General features: G+C 72.5%; 19 protein-coding genes and 1 tRNA gene. 12 read left to right on the top strand and 8 right to left on the bottom strand.

What is annotated here, in order from left to right:
• Window positions 1–392 precede the first annotated feature (392 nt).
• The gene (locus tag ACFCX4_RS19020; protein ID WP_376143826.1) at window positions 393–1763 is read left to right on the top strand and encodes an NAD(P)/FAD-dependent oxidoreductase; all 1371 of its coding nucleotides are present in this window, start codon (window positions 393–395) and stop codon (window positions 1761–1763) included.
• Window positions 1764–1961: 198 nt separating this feature from the next.
• Here ACFCX4_RS19020 and ACFCX4_RS19015 read toward each other — a convergent pair whose 3' ends face one another.
• Both ACFCX4_RS19015 and ACFCX4_RS19010 read right to left on the bottom strand, forming a co-directional pair.
• Window positions 1962–4520 carry an ABC transporter permease gene (locus ACFCX4_RS19015; protein WP_376143824.1) on the bottom strand — a complete coding sequence of 853 codons (2559 nt, stop codon included), beginning with the start codon at window positions 4518–4520 and terminating at the stop codon, window positions 1962–1964.
• Window positions 4521–4574: 54 nt separating this feature from the next.
• The gene (locus ACFCX4_RS19010) at window positions 4575–5348 is read right to left on the bottom strand and encodes an ABC transporter ATP-binding protein (RefSeq protein WP_376143822.1); all 774 of its coding nucleotides are present in this window, start codon (window positions 5346–5348) and stop codon (window positions 4575–4577) included.
• Window positions 5349–5766: 418 nt separating this feature from the next.
• Between ACFCX4_RS19010 and ACFCX4_RS19005 the strand changes: the two genes are divergently transcribed.
• The 3 genes from ACFCX4_RS19005 (at window position 5767) to ACFCX4_RS18995 (ending at window position 7389) form a co-directional block, all read left to right on the top strand.
• Window positions 5767–5848 (top strand) — tRNA-Leu (locus tag ACFCX4_RS19005).
• Window positions 5849–5990: 142 nt separating this feature from the next.
• The gene (locus ACFCX4_RS19000; protein ID WP_376143820.1) at window positions 5991–6902 is read left to right on the top strand and encodes a Bax inhibitor-1/YccA family protein; all 912 of its coding nucleotides are present in this window, start codon (window positions 5991–5993) and stop codon (window positions 6900–6902) included.
• Window positions 6903–6999: 97 nt separating this feature from the next.
• Window positions 7000–7389 (top strand): hypothetical protein, encoded by a 390-nt coding sequence (locus ACFCX4_RS18995; RefSeq protein ID WP_376143818.1) that lies wholly within the window; start codon window positions 7000–7002, stop codon window positions 7387–7389.
• Window positions 7390–7517: 128 nt separating this feature from the next.
• Here the strand turns inward: ACFCX4_RS18995 and ACFCX4_RS18990 are convergent, their stop codons facing one another.
• The 3 genes from ACFCX4_RS18990 to ACFCX4_RS18980 all read right to left on the bottom strand — a co-directional run bounded on the left by ACFCX4_RS18990 (window position 7518) and on the right by ACFCX4_RS18980 (window position 11123).
• A complete protein-coding gene (locus ACFCX4_RS18990) occupies window positions 7518–8462 on the bottom strand; it encodes a hypothetical protein (RefSeq protein WP_376143817.1) in 945 nt (314 codons plus the stop codon).
• A gap of 292 nt (window positions 8463–8754) precedes the next feature.
• Window positions 8755–9975, bottom strand: coding sequence for an acetyl-CoA C-acetyltransferase (locus tag ACFCX4_RS18985; protein WP_376143815.1), 1221 nt, complete (start codon window positions 9973–9975; stop codon window positions 8755–8757).
• Window positions 9976–10022: 47 nt separating this feature from the next.
• Entirely contained in the window at window positions 10023–11123 is a 1101-nt protein-coding gene (locus ACFCX4_RS18980; RefSeq protein WP_376143813.1) for an SGNH/GDSL hydrolase family protein, read from the bottom strand.
• Between the two features lie 200 nt (window positions 11124–11323).
• On the opposite strand from ACFCX4_RS18980, the gene ACFCX4_RS18975 reads away from it, so the two are divergent.
• From ACFCX4_RS18975 to ACFCX4_RS18960, 4 genes are all read left to right on the top strand, one after another.
• The gene (locus ACFCX4_RS18975; protein ID WP_376143811.1) at window positions 11324–12727 is read left to right on the top strand and encodes a cystathionine beta-synthase; all 1404 of its coding nucleotides are present in this window, start codon (window positions 11324–11326) and stop codon (window positions 12725–12727) included.
• A gap of 497 nt (window positions 12728–13224) precedes the next feature.
• The gene (locus tag ACFCX4_RS18970; protein ID WP_376143809.1) at window positions 13225–13563 is read left to right on the top strand and encodes a hypothetical protein; all 339 of its coding nucleotides are present in this window, start codon (window positions 13225–13227) and stop codon (window positions 13561–13563) included.
• 185 nt (window positions 13564–13748) lie between these two features.
• Window positions 13749–15095, top strand: coding sequence for an Ig-like domain-containing protein (locus ACFCX4_RS18965; RefSeq protein ID WP_376143807.1), 1347 nt, complete (start codon window positions 13749–13751; stop codon window positions 15093–15095).
• A gap of 136 nt (window positions 15096–15231) precedes the next feature.
• The gene (locus ACFCX4_RS18960) at window positions 15232–15741 is read left to right on the top strand and encodes a DUF1203 domain-containing protein (protein WP_376143805.1); all 510 of its coding nucleotides are present in this window, start codon (window positions 15232–15234) and stop codon (window positions 15739–15741) included.
• 18 nt (window positions 15742–15759) lie between these two features.
• Here ACFCX4_RS18960 and ACFCX4_RS18955 read toward each other — a convergent pair whose 3' ends face one another.
• Window positions 15760–16128, bottom strand: coding sequence for a cupin domain-containing protein (locus tag ACFCX4_RS18955; RefSeq protein WP_376143803.1), 369 nt, complete (start codon window positions 16126–16128; stop codon window positions 15760–15762).
• Between the two features lie 125 nt (window positions 16129–16253).
• The gene (gene msrA / locus ACFCX4_RS18950) at window positions 16254–16925 is read right to left on the bottom strand and encodes a peptide-methionine (S)-S-oxide reductase MsrA (protein WP_376143801.1); all 672 of its coding nucleotides are present in this window, start codon (window positions 16923–16925) and stop codon (window positions 16254–16256) included.
• 132 nt (window positions 16926–17057) lie between these two features.
• On the opposite strand from msrA, the gene ACFCX4_RS18945 reads away from it, so the two are divergent.
• Window positions 17058–18212, top strand: a complete 1155-nt coding sequence (locus ACFCX4_RS18945; protein WP_376143799.1) for a cystathionine gamma-synthase — start codon at window positions 17058–17060, stop codon at window positions 18210–18212.
• Here the strand turns inward: ACFCX4_RS18945 and ACFCX4_RS18940 are convergent.
• A complete protein-coding gene (locus tag ACFCX4_RS18940) occupies window positions 18193–18702 on the bottom strand; it encodes a MarR family winged helix-turn-helix transcriptional regulator (RefSeq protein ID WP_376143828.1) in 510 nt (169 codons plus the stop codon). The genes ACFCX4_RS18945 and ACFCX4_RS18940 overlap by 20 nt on opposite strands.
• 125 nt (window positions 18703–18827) lie before the next feature.
• Between ACFCX4_RS18940 and ilvA the strand changes: the two genes are divergently transcribed.
• The 3 genes from ilvA to ACFCX4_RS18925 all read left to right on the top strand — a co-directional run bounded on the left by ilvA (window position 18828) and on the right by ACFCX4_RS18925 (window position 22154).
• Window positions 18828–20039: a threonine ammonia-lyase gene (ilvA, locus tag ACFCX4_RS18935; RefSeq protein ID WP_376143797.1), complete on the top strand. Its 1212-nt coding sequence runs from the start codon at window positions 18828–18830 to the stop codon at window positions 20037–20039.
• Window positions 20040–20257: 218 nt separating this feature from the next.
• Window positions 20258–21295, top strand: coding sequence for an ATP-binding cassette domain-containing protein (locus tag ACFCX4_RS18930; protein ID WP_376143795.1), 1038 nt, complete (start codon window positions 20258–20260; stop codon window positions 21293–21295).
• A gap of 1 nt (window position 21296) precedes the next feature.
• Window positions 21297–22154, top strand: a complete 858-nt coding sequence (locus ACFCX4_RS18925; protein ID WP_376143793.1) for an ABC transporter permease — start codon at window positions 21297–21299, stop codon at window positions 22152–22154.
• The last annotated feature ends 46 nt before the right edge of the window (window positions 22155–22200 follow it).

Below are 22200 nucleotides of genomic sequence, written 5' to 3'. Positions count from 1 at the left end.
CCCTCCGGGGCTCCGGGGCCGGGACGCGCCGGGGCCCCGCGGAAAGGTTCGTGAATTTCTTCACATGACGATCCAGCCTTTCGCCGTGCCCGGCGGACCGCTCCGTCCGATATGTGGGACCGAAGGCTCGCTGGGCGTGATGGCCACTGGATCGCAGGTTCCGCCCCGCCCGAGGTTTGAAAATCGAAATTCCATGCGGGAACCGGGCCCGGCCATGGATCGTTGCTGCTCAGCGGGGCCGTCTCCGCGGACGGGTCCGTCGCGGGGCCGGGGCGGCCCCGGGGGAGCCGGTGGGGGGCCGAAAAGGGGGCGCGTAGTGTAGCACAGGGGGTCCAGAAGCTTGTGAGCGGGCTCACGAAGGCTGCTCCGGACGGTGCTGGATACTTTCGGATATGAGCACCACGGAGCGTCCTCGCATCCTCATTGTCGGCGGTGGTTACGTCGGCCTGTATGCCGCGATGCGCATCCTCAAGAAGATGCGCTACGGCGAAGCGACCGTCACGGTCGTGGACCCGCGGTCGTACATGACGTACCTGCCCTTCCTCCCCGAGGCGGCCGGCGGCAACGTCGCGCCCCGCAACCTCGTCGCGCCCCTGCGCACCGCGCTGAAGAACGCGGAGGTGCTCACCGGTGCGGTCACCGGTGTGGACCACGAGCGCAAGATCGCGACCATCCAGCCCTCGGCGGGCGACTCGTACGAGCTGCCCTTCGACTACCTGGTCGTCGCCACCGGTTCGGTCTCCCGGACCTTCCCGATCCCGGGTCTGGCCGAGCACGGCATCGGCATGAAGACCGTTGAGGAGGCCATCGCCCTCCGCAACCACGTCATGGCGCAGCTGGACAAGGCCGAGTCCACCACGGACGAGGCGGTCCGCCGCAAGGCGCTGACCTTCGTCATCATCGGCGGCGGCTTCGCCGGCGTCGAGACGATCGCCGAGGTCGAGGACATGGCGCGCGACGCCGCCAAGATCTACAAGACCGTCAGCCGCGAGGACATGCGCTTCGTGGTGGTCGAGGCCGCCAACCGGATCCTCCCGGAGATGGGCCCGGACCTCGGTCTGTGGACCAAGGAGAAGCTCGAAGAGCGCAAGATCGAGGTCTACATCGAGACCTCGATGGACTCCTGCGTCGACGGCCACGTCGTGCTGAAGAACGGCATGGAGATGGACGCCTCCACCATCGTGTGGACGGCCGGCGTGAAGCCGAACCCGGTGCTGGCCCGTTTCGGCCTGCCGCTGGGCCCGCGCGGCCACGTCGACACCGCGCCGACCCTCCAGGTCCAGGGCTTCGACTACGTCTGGGCCGCCGGCGACAACGCCCAGGTGCCGGACCTCGCCGCCGGCGAGGGCGCCTGGTGCCCGCCGAACGCGCAGCACGCCGTCCGTCAGGCCGCCGTCCTCGGCGACAACGTGATCTCCGGCATGCGGGGCTTCCCGCAGCAGGAGTACAAGCACAAGAACCTGGGTGCGGTCGCCGGTCTCGGCCTGCACAAGGGCGTGGCGATCCTCTTCGGCAAGTACAAGCTGAAGGGCCGCCCCGCCTGGTGGTTCCACCGCCTGTACCACGGCGCCATGGTCCCGACCTTCAACCGCAAGGTCCGCGTCTTCACCGACTGGACCCTCGCGGTCTTCCTGAAGCGCGAGATGGTCGGCCTGTCGCAGATGGAGCAGCCGTACCTGCCGATCCAGGAGGTCACGGCCCCCACCAAGCCCGCCGTCGAGGCCGCGAAGCCGGCCGCCGACAAGGAGCTCGCCAGCAAGTAGTCGACTGCGGACCCCGGTGTGGGAGCACCGGGGTATGAGTCGGAGGCCCTCCGCCCGGCAGCGCTGCCGGACCACGACCTCCGTGGTGCTCAGCCGGCCGTGCGAAGTCGGGCGGAGTACAGAAGTGACGCGAAGGCCCCTGCCGAAACCCTCCGGCAGGGGCCTTCGCGTGCGTCGGACCGGGTGGTCCGACCCGGCTCAGTCGGTCTTGATGCTGGCCAGGATGTCCAGCTTGGAGGCCCGTCGGGCGGGCCAGAAGGCGGCCACCAGGCCGACCAGGCCGGCCAGCGCCAGGAAGAGCAGCAGCTCGCCGTAGGGGATCACCGTGGTCATGCCCTGCAGGCTGGCCTTCAGGGTGCCGTTGATGGCCCAGGCCATGAAGCTGCCGAGCAGGACACCGATGCCGGCGCCGAAGACCGAGATCACCACGGACTCCAGACGGACCATCCGCTTGATGCCGCCGCGGTCCAGGCCGATCGCCCGCAGCATGCCGATCTCGCGCTTGCGCTCGAAGACCGACATCGCCAGGGTGTTGATCACCCCGAGGATCGCGACGATCACCGACATCGCCAGCAGGCCGTACATCAGGTTCAGCGCGAAGGTGATGGTCTGGCTGAAGTCGTCCCGGACGTCCTGGCGCGACTTGACCTCGATCACCGGGTTGGCGCCGGTGGCGTCCTTGAGCGCCTTCTTCAGCCCGTCGGTCTCCCCGGCGGTGCCCTTGACCAGGACGTTGTTCAGGTACGGCTGCGGCTCGTGCTTGACGATCTCGCTGTTGGCCAGCAGCGCCCCGCCGAGCAGGCCGCCCTTCTCGTAGACGCCGCCGACGGTCAGGGCGCCCTTGGAGTCGTCCCCGAAGGTGACGTTGACGGTCGACCCGGTGGTGACGCCCAGCTTCGTCGCGAGGTCCTCGTCGACCAGCAGCCTGCCCTGGCCGGCGGAGGCCATCGAGCCGCTCTTCATCGTCACCGAGACCAGCTTCTCGATGCTGTCGCCGTTCAGGCCGGTGATCGACTTCTCCTTGCCGTTGAGCTCCCAGTAGACGGTGGTGAGCGGCGAGGAGGCGGCCACCCCGGGGGCCTTGGCGATCTCGGCCGGGACCTTGTCGGAGAGGCTCATGCCGTTGGCGGCGGAGACCATGTAGTCGGCCTTCATCGAGCTGGTGACGGTCCGGTCGAGGGTGTCGGCGACCGAGGCGCCGATCACGGTGAGACCGCTGACCAGGGTCAGGCCGATGGTGAGCGCCGCGGCGGTGGCGGCGGTCCGGCGCGGGTTGCGCACCGCGTTCTGCCGCGCCAGCTTGCCGGGCGTGCCGAACAGCCTGCCGAGGACCGGGCCGACCAGGGCGATCACCGGGCGGGAGAGCAGCGGGAGCAGGACGAAGACGCCCAGGACGGCGAGCAGGGCGCCGAGGGCGACCGGCATCCGGCCGTCGGAGTTGCCCTTCGAGGCGCCGAAGGCGACCAGGGCGATGCCCGCCGCGGCGACCAGCGAGCCGATGGCGTTGCGGATCCGCAGCGACTTCTGGCTGGTGGGCTGGTCACCGCTGCTCATCGCGGCGACCGGGGCGATCCGCGCGGCGCGGACGGCCGGCAGCAGTGCGGAGAGCACCGTGACCAGGATGCCGACGACCAGGGTGACCGCCACCGTCAGCGGCTTGATCACCAGCGAGCCGGTCGGCATGCCGTCGTCCAGCGAGGCGATCAGGGACTGCATCCCGGCGCCGACGCCGAGACCGGCCACCAGGCCCGCCGCGGCGGAGAGGGTGCCGATGGCGAAGGCCTCGACCAGCACCGAGCGGGTCACCTGCTTGCGGCTCGCGCCGATCGCGCGGAGCAGGGCGAGCTCCTTGGTGCGCTGGGCGACCAGCATGGTGAAGGTGTTGGCGATGATGAAGATGCCGACGAAGAGCGAGATCGCGGCGAACGCGAGCAGCATGGTGCGGATGCTCTCGCTGCTCCTGGTGATCAGCCGCTCGTCCTCCGCCTTCAGCTCGGCGCCGGTGCGGACGTCGATCTGCTGCTCCGGGCGGAGCTTCTGGTTCACCTCGGCGAGCAGGGCGTCCTGGGTGGTGCCGGGCTTGGCGGTGAGCACGATGCTGCTGTAGCGGCCGGGCTCCAGCAGCAGCTGCTGGGCGGTTCCGCGGTCGAACAGGGTGAGGGTGCCGCCGCTGTTCACCACCGGGTCGTCGGTGGTGAAGATGCCGCTGAGCCTCGCCTCCAGGACCGGGCCGTTGGAGCCGACCCGGACGGTGTCGCCGACCTTGTAGCCGCCCTTGTCGGCGGTCCTGCGGTCGAGGGCGATCTCCTTGCCGGTCTTCGGGCCCTGGCCCTCGGCCATCGGGTAGCGGGCGTCCCTGCCGTCCGCGCCGGGCGCGAAGTTGGCGCCCTTGGCGGTCCAGGGCTGGCCGATCAGGTTGCCGCTCCGGTCGGCGACGCCGGTGAAGCCCCCGACCACACCGCGGGCGCTCGCCGTGCCGGGCAGCGCGACGAGCTGCTGGACGGTGGCGTCGGTCAGGGTGACCGGGTTCTTCTCGCTCTTCTCCTGCGCGGTGGCGGTGGCACCGGCGGCGCGGTCGACGATCTGCACCGAGACGTCGGAGTAGCTCTTGGAGTTGTTCTCCCGCATGGCCTTGCCGAAGGTGTCGGAGAAGACCATGGTGCCCGCCACGAAGGCGGTGCCCAGCATGACGGCCAGCGCCGTCATCAGCAGTCGGCCCTTGTGGGCCAGCACGTTGCGCAGTGCGGTGCGATACATGGGGTGTCCTGGGGTCCTGTGGTCTGCGAAGGGACGGGCGGCGGACGGGGTGCGTCAGCTGGTGCGGCCCTTGGCGTCGAAGCGGCGCATGCGGTCCAGGACGGCGTCGGCGGTCGGACCGGTCAGTTCGTCGACGATCCGGCCGTCGGCGAGGAAGACGACGCGGTCGGCGTAGGAGGCGGCGACGGGGTCGTGGGTGACCATGACGACGGTCTGGCCGAGTTCGCGCACGGAGTTGCGCAGGAAGGAGAGGATCTCGGCGCCGGAACGGGAGTCGAGGTTTCCGGTCGGTTCGTCGGCGAAGACGATGTCGGGCTTGCCGGCGAGGGCGCGGGCGCAGGCGACGCGCTGCTGCTGGCCGCCGGAGAGCTGGCTGGGGCGGTGGGAGAGGCGGCCGGAGAGGCCGACGGTCTCGACGACGCGGTCGAGCCAGGGCTTGTCGGCCCGGCGGCCGGCGATGTCCATCGGGAGGGTGATGTTCTCCAGGGCGGTGAGGGTGGGCAGCAGGTTGAAGGCCTGGAAGATGAAGCCGATGTGGTCCCGGCGCAGCTGGGTGAGCTGCTTGTCCTTGAGGCCGACGAGTTCGGTGTCGCCGATGGTGGAGGAGCCGGAGGTGACGGTGTCGAGGCCCGCCATGCAGTGCATGAGGGTGGACTTGCCGGAGCCGGAGGGGCCCATGATGGCGGTGAACTCGCCCTGGGGGAAGGTGACGCTGACGTTGTCGAGGGCGACGACGCGGGTCTCCCCCTCCCCGTAGACCTTGTTCAGGCCGGTGGCGCGGGCGGCCGCCCGGCCGGTACGGACGGCGGTTGCGGTCGGCGTGGTCACGGGGGTGCTCCTCGGGTGTGGGGCCGGCGGCGCCGGGTGGCGCGGCGCCGGGAAGGTGCGCGAAGGTCCTGACCGGCCGGGCCCTTCCAGGGGCTTCCGGCGGTACTCCCATGGTCCGCCGGACGATCATGGTTTCTCGTCGCTCCGCCGGACGGTTGGCCTGACCACCGCTGGGTGTACGCCCAGGTGGCGCCCTCCTCCTGCGGTATGACACGGACCCTGAGCGGAACGGCGGTGGCCGGATCGGGCGGGTCCGGTGGCCAAATCACGGACAGTTCGTCAGATGGCAAGGAAACATGACAACTTCCCCGCCTCGGAACATGCGAAAGAGGAGGCCGGGAGACTAGGCTCAGGGTTGGCCCGCGCGGGCGGCGGAGCACCGCTCTCCGCTCCGTCGGCGGAGCCGGGTCCGCAGGACGCCCAGATGGTGGAACGCAGACACGGGCAGCTTAAAACTGCTTGGCCGAAAGGCCGTGCCGGTTCGAGTCCGGCTCTGGGCACGTACTTGCTCGCGGGGACGCCCTCAGGCGTCCCCGCCGGAGGTCAGCGGCCGAATCCTTCTCGCGGCGGATGCCCATTTTTTTGCCAAGCCATTACCCTGGTGGTTCGGGCGGTGCAGTGCCGCCACGAAGGGAATGAGCAATGAGAAGCAGCAACCCGGTCTTCTCGCGGGAGGGGTCCTTCACCCGCGATTCCGGCTACGCGGGTTTCGGGACCACCCAGACCCCGCCGGCCGGGGGCCCGTCCGGCACCAACCCCTACGGCAACAGCCCGTACGGCAACAACCCGTACGCCAACAGCCCCTACGCCCAGCAGCCGCAGGGCGGTGCGCCGCTGACCGACGAGCAGCTCGTCGAGATGTACAACGCGCCGTCCGCCGGTCCGCTGGCGACGGGCCGGATGACGCTCGACGACGTCGTCGCGCGCACCGCGATGACCCTGCTCACCCTGGTCGCGGCCGGCGGTCTCGCCTGGTTCGCGCTGCCCGACCGCAACTTCGGCCTGGCCATCGGCGCCTCGCTGATCGCCTTCGTGGTCGGCATGGTGGTCTCGTTCAAGCGCAGTGTCAGCCCGCCGCTGATCCTGCTCTACGCGGCCCTGGAGGGCTTCGCGCTCGGCGCGATCACCAAGGTGCTCAACGCGGCGCTGCCGGGGATCGCGATCCAGGCGGTGCTGGGCACCGCGGCGGTCTTCGCGGCGATGCTGATCGCGTACAAGACCGGACGGATCCGGGTCACCCCGCGCTACACCCGCATCGGCATCGCGATCGCCATGGGCTTCGTGCTGCTGATGCTGGTGAACATGGTCGCCTCGATGGTCTTCGGCGCCGACATGGGGCTGCGCTCCGGCCCGCTGGGCATCGTGGTCGGCCTGGTCGGCATCGGCCTCGGCGCGTTCTTCCTCTCGCTGGACTTCGCGGCCATCGAGGAGGCGATCGCGCACGGTGCCCCGCAGAAGGAGTCCTGGCGGGCGGCCTTCGGGCTCACCCTCTCGCTGGTCTGGATCTACGTCGAGATGCTGCGGCTGATCGCGATCCTGCGCGGCGACGACTGATCCCGCGCCGCACCGTCACTGCCGCCGGGCCCCGGAGCCACCGCTCCGGGGCCCGGCGGCTTTTCCGGGCCGGGCGGGCGGCCCGTATGCTCGCGGCATGTCCGAGAGCCCCGTGGGGATGACCCTGGCCGAAGCCGTCGACGCGCTGGCGGACCGGTTCCGCGCGATGCCGCAGAGCCGGTTGCTCGGTGCCGTTCCCGGGCACCCCTCGCGGGCGGCGGCCGGGCTGGCGCTGGCGCGCTGGCTGGCCACCGAGGCGCAGCGGGCGGAGACGGGCCCGGAGGCGACGGGGGCGGGGACGACGGGGACGGGGAACGGCGCGCCGCCGCGGGAGCTGCCGGACGCCGGACCGTTCGCGGTGGGCGACCAGCTCGCGGTGGTCGGCCACGACCTGGTGACGGCGCTGGCCGCGCGGCCGGGGGAGGACACGGCGGCGGTGCGGGCCGAGGCGCTGGGGCGGGTCGCGCGGACGGCCGCCGTCCTGTGAGCGCGGGCCGCCCGGGCCGTTGCGGGCCCGGGCGGGGACGCGGGCCCCGGGAGGCCGGCGGGGGTGCGTGCGCCGGGGGCCGGCCGGATCGGTAACCCCCTGATCCGGCCGGCCCCCTGGTGTTCGGGTCAGATGCTGGCCACCACGCGGTCGGCGAGCACGTAGACGGTGTCGTCGTCGGTGGAGAAGGTCAGCGAGTAGGAGCCGGAGAACCGGGAGCCGCCGAGCAGCCGGACGTTCTCGCCGGCCCGGACGGCGTCGATCAGCCGGTAGGCGGCCTCGCGGTCGCCCGGGGCCACGCAGAGCGTGGTGCCGTCGGCGAAGGCGTAGACGTCCAGGGTGCCGAGCGGGCCGGGGCGGACGTCGACCAGGGCGGTGCCCTCCTCGGCGAGCGCGGTCAGCCGGGTGTCGGTCCACTCCCGGGAGGGCATCTGGCTGGGCACGAAGTCGGGGTGCGAGGGGTGGCGGCGCGGGTCGGGCGCGGCGACCGGGGCGCTCTCGACGGCCGGCTCGGCGTCCAGCAGGCCGGCCTCCAGGCCGGTGGCCAGCAGGTCGGCCTCGCGGCGGGCGCGGGCGTCGCCGGTGCCGCCCTCGGCCGGGGCGCCGGCCGGGTGGCCGGGGCGCAGCGGGGTGCCGCCCTCGCCGTCCGGGCCGGCCGGGCGGGTGCCGCCCTCGTTGATGAGGTCCTCCAGGGCGGAGCGCAGCGCCTCGCCGAACTCCGGGTCCATGGTGCCGGCGTTGTCGGCGGCCTCGGTCGGCCCGGTGGGCCGGGGGAAGAACAGCGGCCACTCGTCGGTGGTGTTGAGCACACCGGCGAACGGGGAGTCGAACAGCGGTGCGTCCTCGGCCGCGCGGGCCTCCTGCTCGGCCCAGAACGCCCGGGCCTCGGTGATCTCGCGCTCGCGGTCGGCGGCCAGCGCCTCGGTGACGGCCCGGCGTATCGCGGCCTCGTCGACGGCCGGCGCGACGGCGGCCCGCGCGTCCAACCGGCGGGAGATGGCCCGGAGGTGGAGCAGCACGGCGGTCGACACGGAGATCAGGATCAGCAGCAGGATGGTGTAGACGGCGCTCACGGAACGTACTCCTTGCGAGGAGCGGAACGGGGTTACGTCTCCACAGTGCCGCATCCGGCGCTGTTACCGCAGTGGCGAATGTCTACTTTGTCCGTGACTTTCGCTCTTGTCCCCAAATTGTTAGGTAGTACCGCTCTACGCTGCGGAGTTGATCCGCTCCGCACTGTCGATTTCCGGACCGGAACCGAAAGGAAAGAGGGCCGGATCGACCTCTCGATGTGATCCGGCCCTCAATTACGCTGCGTCACTCCAAACGGGTGGTCCAGACCCTTCCGGGTTGACGCGGGTCGCCTCAGGCGAGTCGTTCGAGGACCATCGCCATGCCCTGGCCGCCACCGACGCACATCGTCTCCAGGCCGAACTGCTTGTCGTGCCACTGCAGGGAGTTGATCAGGGTGGTGGTGATCCGGGCGCCGGTCATGCCGAACGGGTGGCCGACCGCGATGGCGCCGCCGTTGACGTTCAGCCTGTCCAGGTCGACGCCGAGGTCCCGGTAGGACGGGATCACCTGGGCGGCGAACGCCTCGTTGATCTCGACCAGGTCGATGTCGCCGATGGTCAGCCCGGCCCGCCGCAGCGCCTGCCTGGAGGCCTCGACCGGGCCGTAGCCCATGATCTCGGGCGAGAGCGCGCTGACACCGGTCGAGACCACCCGGGCGAGCGGGGTGATGCCCAGCTCGCGGGCCTTGGTGTCGGACATCACGACCAGTGCGGCGGCGCCGTCGTTCAGCGGGCAGCAGTTACCCGCGGTGACCGTGCCGTCCGGGCGGAACACCGGCTTCAGGCCGGAGACGCCCTCCAGCGTGACGCCCGCGCGGGGGCCGTCGTCCTTGCCGACCACGGTGCCGTCCGGCAGCGTGACCGGGGTGATCTCGCGCTCCCAGAATCCTGCTTCGAGGGCCGCCTCGGCGAGGTTCTGCGAGCGCACGCCGAACTCGTCCTGCTCGGCGCGGGTGACGCCCTTGAGCGCTGCCAGGTTCTCGGCGGTCTGGCCCATCGCGATGTAGGCGTCCGGCAGCAGCCCGTCCCCGCGCGGGTCGTGCCACTCGCCGCCGCCCTCCTCGGCGCGCTTCGCGGTCCGCGCCCGCGCCTCGTCGAACAGCGGGTTCATGGTGCCCGGCATGCCGTCGGAGGTGCCGTGGACGCTGCGCGAGACGGTCTCGACGCCGGCCGAGACGAAGATGTCGCCCTCGCCGGCCCTGATCGCGTGCAGCGCCATCCGCGTGGTCTGCAGCGAGGAGGAGCAGTACCGGGTGACGGTGGTGCCGGGCAGGTAGTCCATGCCCATCTGCACCGCCACCACGCGGGCCAGGTTGTGACCCTGCTCGCCGCCGGGCAGGCCGCAGCCGAGCATCAGGTCGTCGATCTGCCGGGGGTCGATCTGCGGCACCCTGTCCAGCGCCGCCCGGACGACGTGCGCGGTCAGGTCGTCGGGGCGGACGTCCTTGAGGGAACCCTTGAAGGCCCGGCCGATCGGCGAACGGACGGCGCTGACGATGACGGCTTCGGGCATGGCGGGCTCCTCGCGGGGTGGCGGCGGACGGGCGTCCGGGAGGAAAGTTACCGTCTGGTAGGTCCGTCGTCACCCGCCCCGGCGTGTGAGCTGGCCGACGTGTTCGCGGGCCCCGGACCGGCCGGTTCGCGAGGTCCCTCGGATGCCCAGGGACCCGGCAGGCCGACCCGCAGGCGGTGGCGCAGCAGCGCCCAGCGCCCGGCCGCGCCGGCCTCGCCGCGGATCGCGGCCACCTCGGTGCCGGAGCGTCCGGCCGCGGCCGCGGCGGCCACCGCCACCGGCAGCACCGTCCGGCCGGGGACGGCGCCGTCCGCCCGCTCCTCCTCCGGCCAGAGGCCCAGGGCGGCGCAGACCGAGGGCAGCACGGCCATCGCGGCCGTCGCGTAGCCCTGCGCCGACGGGTGGTAGCGGTCGGCGGCGAACATCTCCGGGCGGGCCGCGAACTCCGGCCCGAGCAGCGAGCCGAGCGAGACCGTCCGCCCGCCGGCCTCGACCACCGCGATGGTCTGCGCGGCGGCCAGCTGCCGGCTCAGCCGGCGGGCCACCCAGCGCAGCGGCGGGCGGACCGGCTTGATGGTGCCGAGGTCGGGGCAGGTGCCGACCACCACCTCGCAGCCGCCGGCCCGCAGCGCGGCGACCGTCCCGCCGAGCTGGCGCACCGCGAGGTCGGCCGGGCTGTGCCTGGTCACGTCGTTGGCGCCGACCATGATCACGGCGATGTCGGGGCGGTGCGGCAGGGCCTGCTGCAACTGGCCGGCGAGGTCGGCGGAGCGCCCGCCGGAGAACGCCACGTTGACCAGCCGGACCGGACGCTCGGCGACCGAGGCGAGCCCGGCGGCGAGCAGCGCGCCCGGGGTCTCGCGGGCCCGCAGCACACCCAGGCCGGCCGCGGTGGAGTCGCCGAGGAAGGCCAGCACCAGCGGCGGCTGCGGCGCGGCGGCGGTGTCGGCGAAGGCCTCGCCGTAGACGCCGTCGGCCTTCGGGGGGTCGCCGTCCAGGACGCCGATGGCCTGGACGGCCAGTTTGCTCTCGGTCAGCAGCAGGCCCACCAGGCCCACGCCCAGCACGCCGAGCCCGCCGCCGCCGTACGCCGCCGCGGTGGCGATCCGGCGGGCCACCCGGGCCCGCGACTCCTGTGCCCCTGGCATCCGGTGCCCCCTTCGCGTCCTCGTGCCACCCGGGCGGGGGCCGTTGCCGATGCGTGTACACCCCTAGTACCCGCGTTGGCGGCGGCCTACGACGGGGGTGGGCCGTTCGTGGGTCGCACGGGCCTTCCGGGGCACGTGGTACGGCCTAGGCTTTGCAGTACCGAAATCAGTCGCATGCCCACAGACCGGGAGGACCCCCCGTGCGGTACCACAACTCGATCATCGACCTGGTCGGCAACACGCCGCTGGTCAAGCTGAACAAGGTCACCGAGGGGATCAGCGCCACCGTGCTCGCCAAGGTCGAGTACTTCAACCCGGGCGGCTCGGTGAAGGACCGCATCGCGATGCGCATGATCGAGGCCGCCGAGGCCTCCGGTGCACTGAAGCCCGGCGGCACCATCGTCGAGCCGACCTCCGGCAACACCGGTGTCGGCCTGGCGATCGTGGCCCAGCAGAAGGGCTACAAGTGCATCTTCGTCTGTCCGGACAAGGTCTCGACCGACAAGATCAACACCCTGCGGGCGTACGGCGCCGAGGTGGTCGTCTGTCCGACCGCGGTCGCCCCCGAGCACCCGGACTCGTACTACAACGTGTCCGACCGCCTGGTCCGGGAGACCCCGAACGCCTGGAAGCCGGACCAGTACTCCAACCCGGACAACCCGGCCTCGCACTACCACTCCACCGGTCCGGAGCTCTGGGACCAGACCGAGGGGCGGATCACCCACTTCGTCGCGGGCGTCGGCACCGGCGGCACCATCTCCGGCACCGGCAACTACCTCAAGGAGGTCTCCGGCGGCACGGTCAAGGTGATCGGCGCCGACCCGGAGGGCTCGGTCTACTCGGGCGGCACCGGCCGGCCGTACCTGGTCGAGGGCGTCGGTGAGGACTTCTGGCCGACCGCCTACGACCGCTCCGTCGCGGACGGCATCGTCGCCGTCTCCGACAAGGACTCCTTCCAGATGACCCGCCGCCTGGCCAAGGAGGAGGGCCTGCTGGTCGGCGGTTCCTGCGGCATGGCGGTCGTCGCCGCGCTGGAGGTGGCGCGCGGGCTCGGTCCGGACGACGTCGTCGTGGTGCTGCTGCCGGACGGCGGCCGCGGCTACCTGTCGAAGATCTTCAACGACGACTGGATGGCCGACTACGGCTTCCTGCCGTCCGCCACCGACGAGGCCCACATCGGCGAGGTGCTGGCCCGCAAGGACGCCATCGAGCACGAGGGCATCCCGCAGTTCGTCCACATGCACCCCAACGAGACGGTCTCCGAGGCGGTCCGGGTGCTGCGCGAGTACGGCGTCTCGCAGATGCCGGTGGTCTCGCCGGGCGCCGGCCACCCGGACATCATGGCCGGCGAGGTGATCGGCTCGGTGGTGGAGAAGCTGCTGCTGGAGGGCGTCTTCGCGGGCGAGATCCAGCTGACCGACACGCTGGACAAGGTGATGTCCAAGCCGCTGCCGGTGGTCGGCTCGGGCGAGACCGTCACCAACCTGATGACGGTGCTGGAGAAGGCCGACGCCGCGGTGGTGCTGGTGGAGGGCAAGCCCCAGGGCATCGTCACCCGCCAGGACCTGCTGGGCTTCCTGACCGGCAGCCGCGCCGGGCACTGACGCCCGCCCGGCCGCCGACCCCGACCCGGCGGCCGGTCCCGGCGGTGCCCGCCGCGGGGCGGACCGCCGTTCCCCGGGCGAACCGCCGTTCCCGGAGCGGAACTTCCGTTTCCGGGCGAACTGGTACACCGGCGTCATCTCCGTGCAGCACGGGGTTAACAACGCTGCGGCATCGTTGTGCTCACGGCAAGACGCCGAGCGAGACGGCGCCGAACGACCGGGAGCGGCTCCCCGGCGGCACGGCCCGTCTCGGGCACGAGGGCCGGTCCTGACCCGGCCCGGTGTCCCCGCCCGTGGAGGCGCCGTCGTCCCGCCCCTGTCCGGCTCCGGCCGGCTGACAGGGTGCGGCGGTTCCCCGGGCGATCGCGCCGCTTGGCGCGTCTCCGCGGTTCCCGGGTGGGGGAGCGACGGAGACGGCGGGGCCGGTCCCTCCCGGGGCCGGCCCCTCCCGTTCGTCCGGTCCTCCGGTGCGGCCGCGATCCCGTAACCTCGCTGCCATGACCAGCACTGACACGACCGGCCAGGACAGCCCGCGCTACGTCCGGCTCAGCATCGAGCTCATCGCCGAGATCACCGACGAGGGCGCCCTCAAGGCGGCGGCCCTGGAGCAGGTGGCCGGGGACGAGTACCTCGACGACGAGGAGCGCGCACAGTCCGCCGAGGCCATCGAGGTGGACCCGTCGGGTTCGCTCGCCCACTTCATCGACCCGGTGGCGCTGCTCGGCGACGTCCCGGGCGTCGAGCTCGCCTCGGCGACCTGGGAGTCGGCGAAGACCGACTTCGACCCCGAGAGCGACGAGTGGGACGAGTACGCGGTGGAGGAGTCCGCCGAGTAGGGCCCGCCCGCCCGTCACGGCTCGTGAACGCCCGGTCCACCGATGGTGGACCGGGCGTTTTGTCCTTATTTGGCGACGAGATTCGTCATCTCGTACGATCACAAACCATTGGTGATGGAACCGTGAACGCACGGATTGCGTTTCTGTATCCGTAATGCCCGGATGATCAGCAGGGAGTGGGCGACGTGACGGCACGGGAAGGTCGGGGCCGGTCGGCCGGGAGCAACTGGAGCCGGCGCGGCGTACTGGCGGGCCTGGTCGGCGCTCCGGTGCTCCTCCTGGCGGCCTGCAACGACGACAAGGCCACCGACGCCGCCACCGGCGGCGCGAGCCCCACGGGCGGCGGCGGGACCGGTGCCACGGGCGGCCCGGGCGGCACCGCGAGCGGCGGCGCGAGCCCCACGGCCGGCGGCGCCACCGGACAGCCGACGCCCGGCGCCACCAGCACCCCCAGGACCTCGGTCGCCGTGATCACCGTCACCCCGGCCGACGGCGCCGGCGCCGCCAGCTTCAGCGAGCCGGTCCGGGTCGCGGTCGCCGGCGGCACGCTCACCACGGTCAAGGTCGCCGACGCCGCCGGCAAGGCGCTGGCCGGCGAACTGTCCGCCGACCGCACCGTCTGGACCTCCGCCGCCGCGCCGGCCAGCGGTACCAAGTACACGGTGTCCGCGGCCGCCGTCGACAAGGAGAAGCTGGAGGCCGACGCCAACGCCGTCTTCACCACGGCGACCCCGGCCAACACCTTCGTCGGCTACTTCACCCCCGAGGACGGCTCCGTCGTCGGCGTCGGCATGCCCGTCTCGATCAACTTCAGCAAGGCGGTCAGCAACCGCAAGGCCGTCCAGGAGGCGATCACCGTGATCGCCGAGCCGGGCGTCGAGATCGTCGGGCACTGGTTCTCCAGCACCCGGCTCGACTTCCGCCCGCAGCAGTACTGGGCCAAGGGCACCAAGGTGACCGTCAAGCTCCGGCTCAAGGACGTCCAGGGTGCCAAGGGCGTCTACGGCACTCAGTCCAAGGACGTCCGGTTCACCGTCGGCCGGGCCCAGACCAGCGTCGCCGACCTCGCCGCCAAGAAGCTCACGGTCACCACCGACGGCCAGGTCACCGCCGTCTACGCGATCTCCGGCGGCTCGCCCGAGTTCCGCACCTGGGGCGGGAAGATGGTGATCACCGAGCAGTACCAGCAGACCCGGATGAACTCGCAGACCGTCGGCCTCGGCAGCGAGTACGACATCCCGGACGTGCCGCACGCCCAGCGGCTCAGCACCTCCGGCACGTTCATCCACGGCAACTACTGGTCCCCGGCGTCGACCTTCGGCAGCCAGAACACCAGCCACGGCTGCGTCGGCCTGCGCGACGTCAAGGGCGGCCAGGACACCGGTGCGGACGGCTACAGGTTCTTCAAGAGCTCGATGATCGGCGACGTGGTCGAGGTCGTGAACTCCGGCGACAAGACCGTCGCGCCGTCCAACGGCCTCAACGGCTGGAACATGGGCTGGGCCGACTGGAAGGCCGGCAGCGCCCTCTGAGGCACCGCTCCGTCCTGTCCCGTACCCCCGCACCGCCGGCCGGCGTGACGCGCCCGGCCGGCGGCACCGCCGGGCCGCCGAACGCGAGGGCGCAAAACCGCCGGACCGCGGGCGGCCGGGCCGGGAGGGTGGAGGCATGACGACGAACCCCACCGCGCCGGCCGTCCGGGCCGCACCCACCGTCCGGCCGATCGACCCGGCCGTCCACCGGACCCTGCTGGTGCGCGACGACGCGGGCCGCCCGCCCGTCCGCTCGGTCGACGGAACCGGCGGCGCCCCGCTGCGCTGCTGCCTGCGCCGGGCCCGGGCCGGCGAGCGGATCGCCCTGGTCGGCTACGCGCCGCTGCGGCGCTGGGCCGCCGGGACCGGCGCCGAGCCGGGCCCCTACGACGAGGTCGGCCCGGTCTTCGTGCACGACGGCCCGTGCGCGGGCACGGCCGGCGGGGACTGGCCCGAGGGCTTCCACAACGGCGAGCGGGTGCTGCGCGCCTACGACCGGCACGGGCGCATCCTCGGCGGGGTGCGGGTCCTGCCCGACACCGCGGAGGCGGGCGCGGCGGCGCTGCTCGCCGACCCGGAGGTGGCCGTGGTGCATGTCCGGGCGGTGGAGTTCGGCTGCTTCATGCACGAGGTCCGGCGGGCCTGACCACCGCCGGCCGGGGGCTCAGGACTGCCTGGCGTAGTCGCCGAAGCCCTGCCAGTCCAGGACGACCGCCGGCTCGTCGCCGACCACCCAGGCGTCGTGGCCGGGCGGGCAGATCATGAAGTCGCCGGGTCCGAACTCGTCCTCCTGGCCGTCGTCCATGACGATCCTCATCCGTCCGGAGACGACGTAGCCGGCGTGGGCGGAGCGGCAGCTGTCCGTCCCCGCGATCGGCTTGATGTGCCGGGACCACTGCCAGCCGGGCTGGAACACCGCCCGTCCGACGGCCCCGCCGTCCAGGTTGACCAGGCGCAGCTCGCCCTTGTCCGCCTCGAAGGGGCGGACCTCCTCGGGATCGGTGTCGAAGTTCCTGCGGATGAGACCGGCCATGAGGTGCTCCTCGGGACAAGGAGCGGCCCCGCCACCAGGGGCGGTGACGCGGCCGCCCACCTGGTCCCTCCAGTCTGCGCCCCCGCGGGGTCCCGGCGGAAGCCGGGACCCCGCCCCGGTGCCGGTCAGCCCCCGGAGGCCGTCCTGGTGACGCCGATCGGGCAGCTGGCGCCGGTGCCGCCGAGGCCGCAGTAGCCGTTCGGGTTCTTCGCCTCCGAGAGGTACTGCTGGTGGTAGGGCTCGGCGGGGTAGAACGGTCCGGCCGGGGCGATCTCGGTGGTGATCGGGCCGAGGCCGAGCGCGGTCAGCGCCGGCTGGAAGGCGTCCCGGGTGGCGGTCGCCGCGGCGGCCTGCGCCGGGGAGTGGGTGTAGACCGCGGAGCGGTACTGGGTGCCCACGTCGTTGCCCTGCCGGTTTCCCTGGGTCGGGTCGTGCGCCTCCCAGAAGGTCTTCAGCAGCCGCTCGTAGGAGATCACCGCCGGGTCGAAGACCACCCGGACCGCCTCGGTGTGCCCGGTCAGCCCGCTGCACACCTCCTCGTACGTCGGGTTCGGGGTGTGGCCGCCCTGGTAGCCGACCAGCGTCGTCCAGACGCCGGGCAGCCGCCAGAACGTCCGCTCGGCGCCCCAGAAGCAGCCCAGCCCGAAGTCCGCCACCTCCAGGCCGGCGGGGTGGGGGCCGGTCAGCGGGTGACCGAGCACGGTGTGCGGTTCGCTCAGCGTGAACGCCGGGGCCTGGCGGCCGGGCAGCGCCTGGTCGGCGGGGACGAGCGAGGTCTTGTGGCGGTTGAACAGCACGGCCTGCTCCAACGGGTTCGGGGAGGGTTCCGGACGTTCCAACGTGACCGGGCGCCCGTGGATTCCGGGGGCGCGGCGGCGTCCCGGCGGCTTCCGGACGGCAGTCGGCCGTACGCCGACTACGCTCGGAGCATGACCGAGCACCAGCTTCCCCAGGGCTTCGAGACCCTCGCCATCCACGCGGGTCAGGAAGCAGACCCCCAGACCGGGGCCGTCGTCACGCCGATCTACCAGGTGTCCACCTACAAGCAGGACGGGGTGGGCGGCCTGCGGGGCGGCTACGAGTACAGCCGCAGCGCCAACCCGACCCGCACCGCGCTGGAGGAGTGCCTCGCCGCGCTGGAGGGCGGCGCCCGCGGCCTCGCCTTCGCCTCCGGCCTGGCGGCCGAGGACACCCTGCTGCGCACCGTCCTCAAGCCGGGCGACCACATCGTGATCCCCGACGACGCCTACGGCGGCACCTTCCGGCTGTTCGCCAAGGTGCTGACCCGCTGGGGCGTCGAGTTCTCCGTCGCCAACACCCAGGACCTCGCGACCGTCCGCGAGGCGCTGCGGCCCAACACCCGCGCGGTGTGGGTGGAGACCCCCTCCAACCCGCTGCTGGGCATCACCGACCTGGCCGCGCTCGCCGAGATCGCGCACGGCGCCGGCGCCCTGCTGGTGGTCGACAACACCTTCGCCAGCCCGTACCTGCAGCAGCCGATCGCGCTGGGCGCCGACGTGGTCGTGCACTCGACCACCAAGTACATGGGCGGCCACTCGGACGTGGTCGGCGGCGCCCTGGTGATCGCCGAGGCGGGCCTCGGCGAGGAGGTCGCGTACCACCAGAACGCGATGGGCGCGGTCTCCGGCCCGTTCGACGCCTGGCTGGTGCTGCGCGGCATCAAGACCCTCGGCGTCCGGATGGACCGGCACAGCTCCAACGCCGAGAAGGTCGCCGAGCTGCTCGCCGGTCACCCCGCGGTCAGCCAGGTGCTGTACCCGGGCCTGCCCGAGCACCCCGGTCACGACATCGCCGCCAAGCAGATGAAGGCCTTCGGCGGCATGGTGTCGTTCCGGGTCGCCGGCGGCGAGGAGGCCGCGGTCGAGGTCTGCAACCGGGCGCGGCTGTTCACCCTCGGCGAGTCGCTGGGCGGCGTGGAGTCGCTGATCGAGCACCCCGGGCGGATGACCCACGCCTCGGTGGCCGGTTCGGCCCTGGAGGTGCCGTCCGACCTGGTGCGGGTCTCCGTCGGCATCGAGTCGATCGACGACCTGCTGGCCGACCTCAGGCAGGCGCTGGGCTGACGTCCGACGGGTGCCGGTCGCCCTGCCGGCCCGCGGTGTACGACTCCATGGAGTGGTTGAAGCGGGCCAGCAGGGCGCAGAACGCCCGCTGCTCCTCGGGCGGCCAGTCGGCGACCAGCTGACGCGTCAACTCGGTGCGGCCGGCCCGTACTTCGTCCAGCCGGCCGGCACCGAGCGGGGTCAGGGCGAGCCGGACGGCGCGCCGGTCGGCCGGGTCCTGCACCCGGCCGACCAGGCCGGCCGCGACCAGCGGTGCGACCTGCCGGGTGACGGTGGAGGAGTCGACGCCCAGGGCGTCGGCCAGCGCCTTGACGTTGGCGGGGCCGAGACGTTCCAGCCGTTCGAGCAGGAGGTAGGCCGCCCGGACCAGGGCGGCCACCCCGTCGGATCCGCGGACCTGCTCCATTCTGCGGGCGAACACCGCCAGCTGGTACTGGAGTTGGGCGTGCACGGGGTCGGTGAGGTCGGAGGCCTGGGGCGAGGTCGTCATCATCGCGGCTCACGATCGTCGTGCGGTGAGAGAGGCTCAGAAGCAGCAGCGTACGCGGGCCGGGCGGGCCCGGGAACAGGGCCGACGTCCCGGGGCGGGCCGCGGCGGGGCTCTAGGCTTCTCCCATGCACAGCTGGCCGATCACCCTCGACGACGTCCGCGGCGCCCAGAAGATGCTCGCCGGGATCGCCCGGGTGACGCCGATGGAGGGCAGCCGGCACCTCTCGGCACTGGTCGGCGCGCCGGTCCACCTGAAGTGCGAGAACCTCCAGCGGACCGGGTCGTTCAAGCTGCGCGGGGCGTACGTGCGGATCGCGGGCCTCTCACCGGTGCAGCGGGCCGGCGGGGTCGTCGCGGCGAGTGCCGGGAACCACGCGCAGGGGGTGGCGCTGGCCGCCGCGCTGCTCGGGGTCCGCTCGACCGTCTTCATGCCGGTCTCCGCGCCGCTGCCGAAGATCGCGGCGACCCGGGAGTACGGCGCCGAGGTGCGGCTGCACGGGGCGAGCGTCGACGAGGCGCTGGGGGCGGCGCAGCGGTACGCCGAGGCGGGCGGCGCGGTGTTCATCCACCCCTTCGACCACCGGGACGTGGTGATCGGGCAGGCCACCGTCGGCCTGGAGATCCTGGAGCAGTGCCCCGAGGTGCGCACCGTGCTGGTCGGGGTGGGCGGCGGCGGCCTGCTGGCCGGGATCGCGGCGGCGGTCAAGCCGCTGCGGCCGGACGTGCGGGTGATCGGGGTGCAGGCGGCGTCCGCGGCGGCGTATCCGCCCTCACTGGCGGCGGGGCGCCCGGTCTCGCTGGAGCGGTTCGCCACGATGGCGGACGGGATCATGGTCGGGCGGCCGGGGGACGTCCCGTTCGAGATCGTCAACACCCTGGCGGACGGCGTGCGGACGGTCTCCGAGGACTCGCTGTCCCGGGCGCTGCTGCTCGGGCTGGAGCGGCTGAAACTGGTGGTGGAGCCCGCCGGGGCGGCCCCGGTCGCGGCCCTGCTGGAGCAGCCGGGGTCGTTCGGGGGCCCGGTGGTGGCGGTGCTGTCGGGCGGCAACATCGACCCGCAGCTGATGCAGCGGGTGCTGCGGCACGGGCTGGCGGCGGCGGGGCGGTACCTGTCGCTGCGGGTGCGGCTGGCCGACCGGCCGGGCGCGCTGGCGGGGCTGCTGGGGGTGCTGACCAGGGTGGACGCCAACGTGCTGGACGTGGCGCACGTGCGGGTCGATCCGCAGCTGGGGCTGACCGAGGTCGAGGTGGACCTGCACCTGGAGACCAAGGGCCCCGAGCACTGCGCGGCGGTGCTCGGCGAGCTGCGGGGCGAGGGGTACGTGGTGTCCCGGTAGGGGCCCGGGGGAGCGGAGGGGCGGCCGGTGCCCGGTGGTTCGCCGACGCGATATATTGCGGCTGCCGGACTCGCGATACATCGCGTTCTGCCGTCGTGCCGACGGCAACGAGTCGCTTGCGCGCCCCGATCGGGGGCAAAGTGGGACAGAACGCTGTTTCTCCACCCGTTCCGCCACCGCGCAGTTCCATCCTTCTTCCGAGGAGATGAGACAGGCCCATGGCGCCAGCCATCCAAGCCGAGAACCTGGTGAAGACCTTCGGCGACGTCAGAGCCCTGGACGGCGTCAGCCTCGACGTCCCCGAGGGCACGGTGCTCGGACTGCTCGGCCCCAACGGCGCCGGCAAGACCACCACCGTGCGCGTCCTCACCACCCTGCTCCGCCCCGACTCCGGCCGCGCCACGGTGGCCGGCGTCGACGTCCTCGAACACCCGAACCGGGTCCGCAGCCTGATCGGCCTCTCCGGTCAGTACGCCGCGGTCGACGAGTACCTCACCGGCCTGGAGAACCTCCGGATGGTGGGCGAGCTGTACCAGATGCCCGCCCGGGAGGCGAAGAGCCGGGCGCTCGAACTGCTGGAGTGGTTCAACCTCACCGAGGCCAAGGACCGCACCGCCAAGACGTACTCCGGCGGCATGCGCCGACGGCTCGACCTGGCCGCCGCGCTGGTCGTCCGTCCGCCGGTGATGTTCCTGGACGAGCCGACCACCGGCCTCGACCCGCGCAACCGGATCGCGCTCTGGGAGGTCATCGAGACCCTCGTCGAACAGGGCACCACGCTGCTGCTCACCACCCAGTACCTGGAGGAGGCCGACCGCCTCGCCCACGACATCGCCGTGGTCGACCACGGCCGGGTGATCGCGCGCGGCACCGCCGACCAGCTCAAGGCACAGATCGGCGGCGAGCGGATCGAGCTCGTCGTGCAGCGGCCCGAGCTCGTCGGCGACGCGGTCGCGGCGCTCGCCGGGTACGCGCTGGGCGAGGCGGCGGTGGAGAAGAACACCCGCCGGATCACCGTTCCGGTCAGCGGCGGGGCCCGGGTGCTCGCCGACGTGATCCGCGAACTCGACTCCCGCTCGATCGGGATCGACGACATCGGTCTGCGCCGGCCGACCCTGGACGACGTCTTCCTCTCCCTCACCGGCCACCACACCGCGGCCGACGAGGACGAGAACGGCACGGCCGGCAAGGGGCGCCGGCGGGGCGACGGCCCCGGCACGGACCAGCAGGCCGTCACGGCCGGGAAGGAGCGCTGAGATGACCGGTGCCACCGAGCACGCCATCGGCGGGGCGGTACCCAAGCAGCGCCGGGGCGCGGACGCCGTCCTGCACGACTCCTGGGTGGTCGCCAAGCGCAACCTGCGCCGGATGACCCGGATACCCGAGATCGTGGTCTTCGGCCTCATGCAGCCGGTCATGTTCGTGCTGCTGTTCTCCTACGTCATGGGCGGCGCCATCCGGATCCCCGGGGCGCAGTCGAGCTCCTCCACGTACATCCAGTTCCTGATGGCGGGCATCTTCGCCCAGACCGTCACCTTCGCGGTGGCCGGCGCCTCGGCGGGCATCGCCGAGGACATGTCCAAGGGGCTGGTGGACCGGTTCCGCTCGCTGCCGATGGCCCGCTCGGCGGTGCTGGTCGGCCGCACCCTGGCGGACCTCTTCCAGACGGCCTTCACGCTGGTGGTGCTGGCCCTGGTCGCGCTGCTGGTCGGCTGGCGGATCCACGACGGTCTGCTGTCCGCGCTCGGCGCGTTCGGGCTGCTGCTCCTGCTCGGCTACGCCTTCTCCTGGATCGGCGCGCTGATCGGCCTCTCGGTGCGCAGTCCGGAGGCGGCCACCTCGGCCGGGCTGATCTGGCTCTTCCCGCTGACCTTCATCTCCAACGCCTTCGTGCCGGTCAGCTCGATGCCGGGCTGGCTGCAGGCGATCGCCTACTGGAACCCGTTCAGCGCCACCGTGCAGGCCTGCCGCAACCTCTTCGGCAACCAGGTCGGGCCGGTGGACGACGTGTGGCCGATGCAGCACGCCGAGCTGATGGCGGTGCTCTGGCCGGTGCTGATCACCGCGGTGTTCTCCTGGCTGGCGGTGCGCAAGTACCGCTCGTCCGCGGGCTGAGTGCGGCCGGACACGCACGGAGGCGGCCGCGGCGGGGTGCCGCGGC

The sequence above is a fragment of the Kitasatospora sp. NPDC056327 genome (genome assembly GCF_042261735.1).
Lineage (GTDB): Bacteria > Actinomycetota > Actinomycetes > Streptomycetales > Streptomycetaceae > Kitasatospora.
The sequence above is the reverse complement of the archived record's forward strand: the minus strand, read 5'-3'. Positions and strand labels throughout refer to the sequence as shown.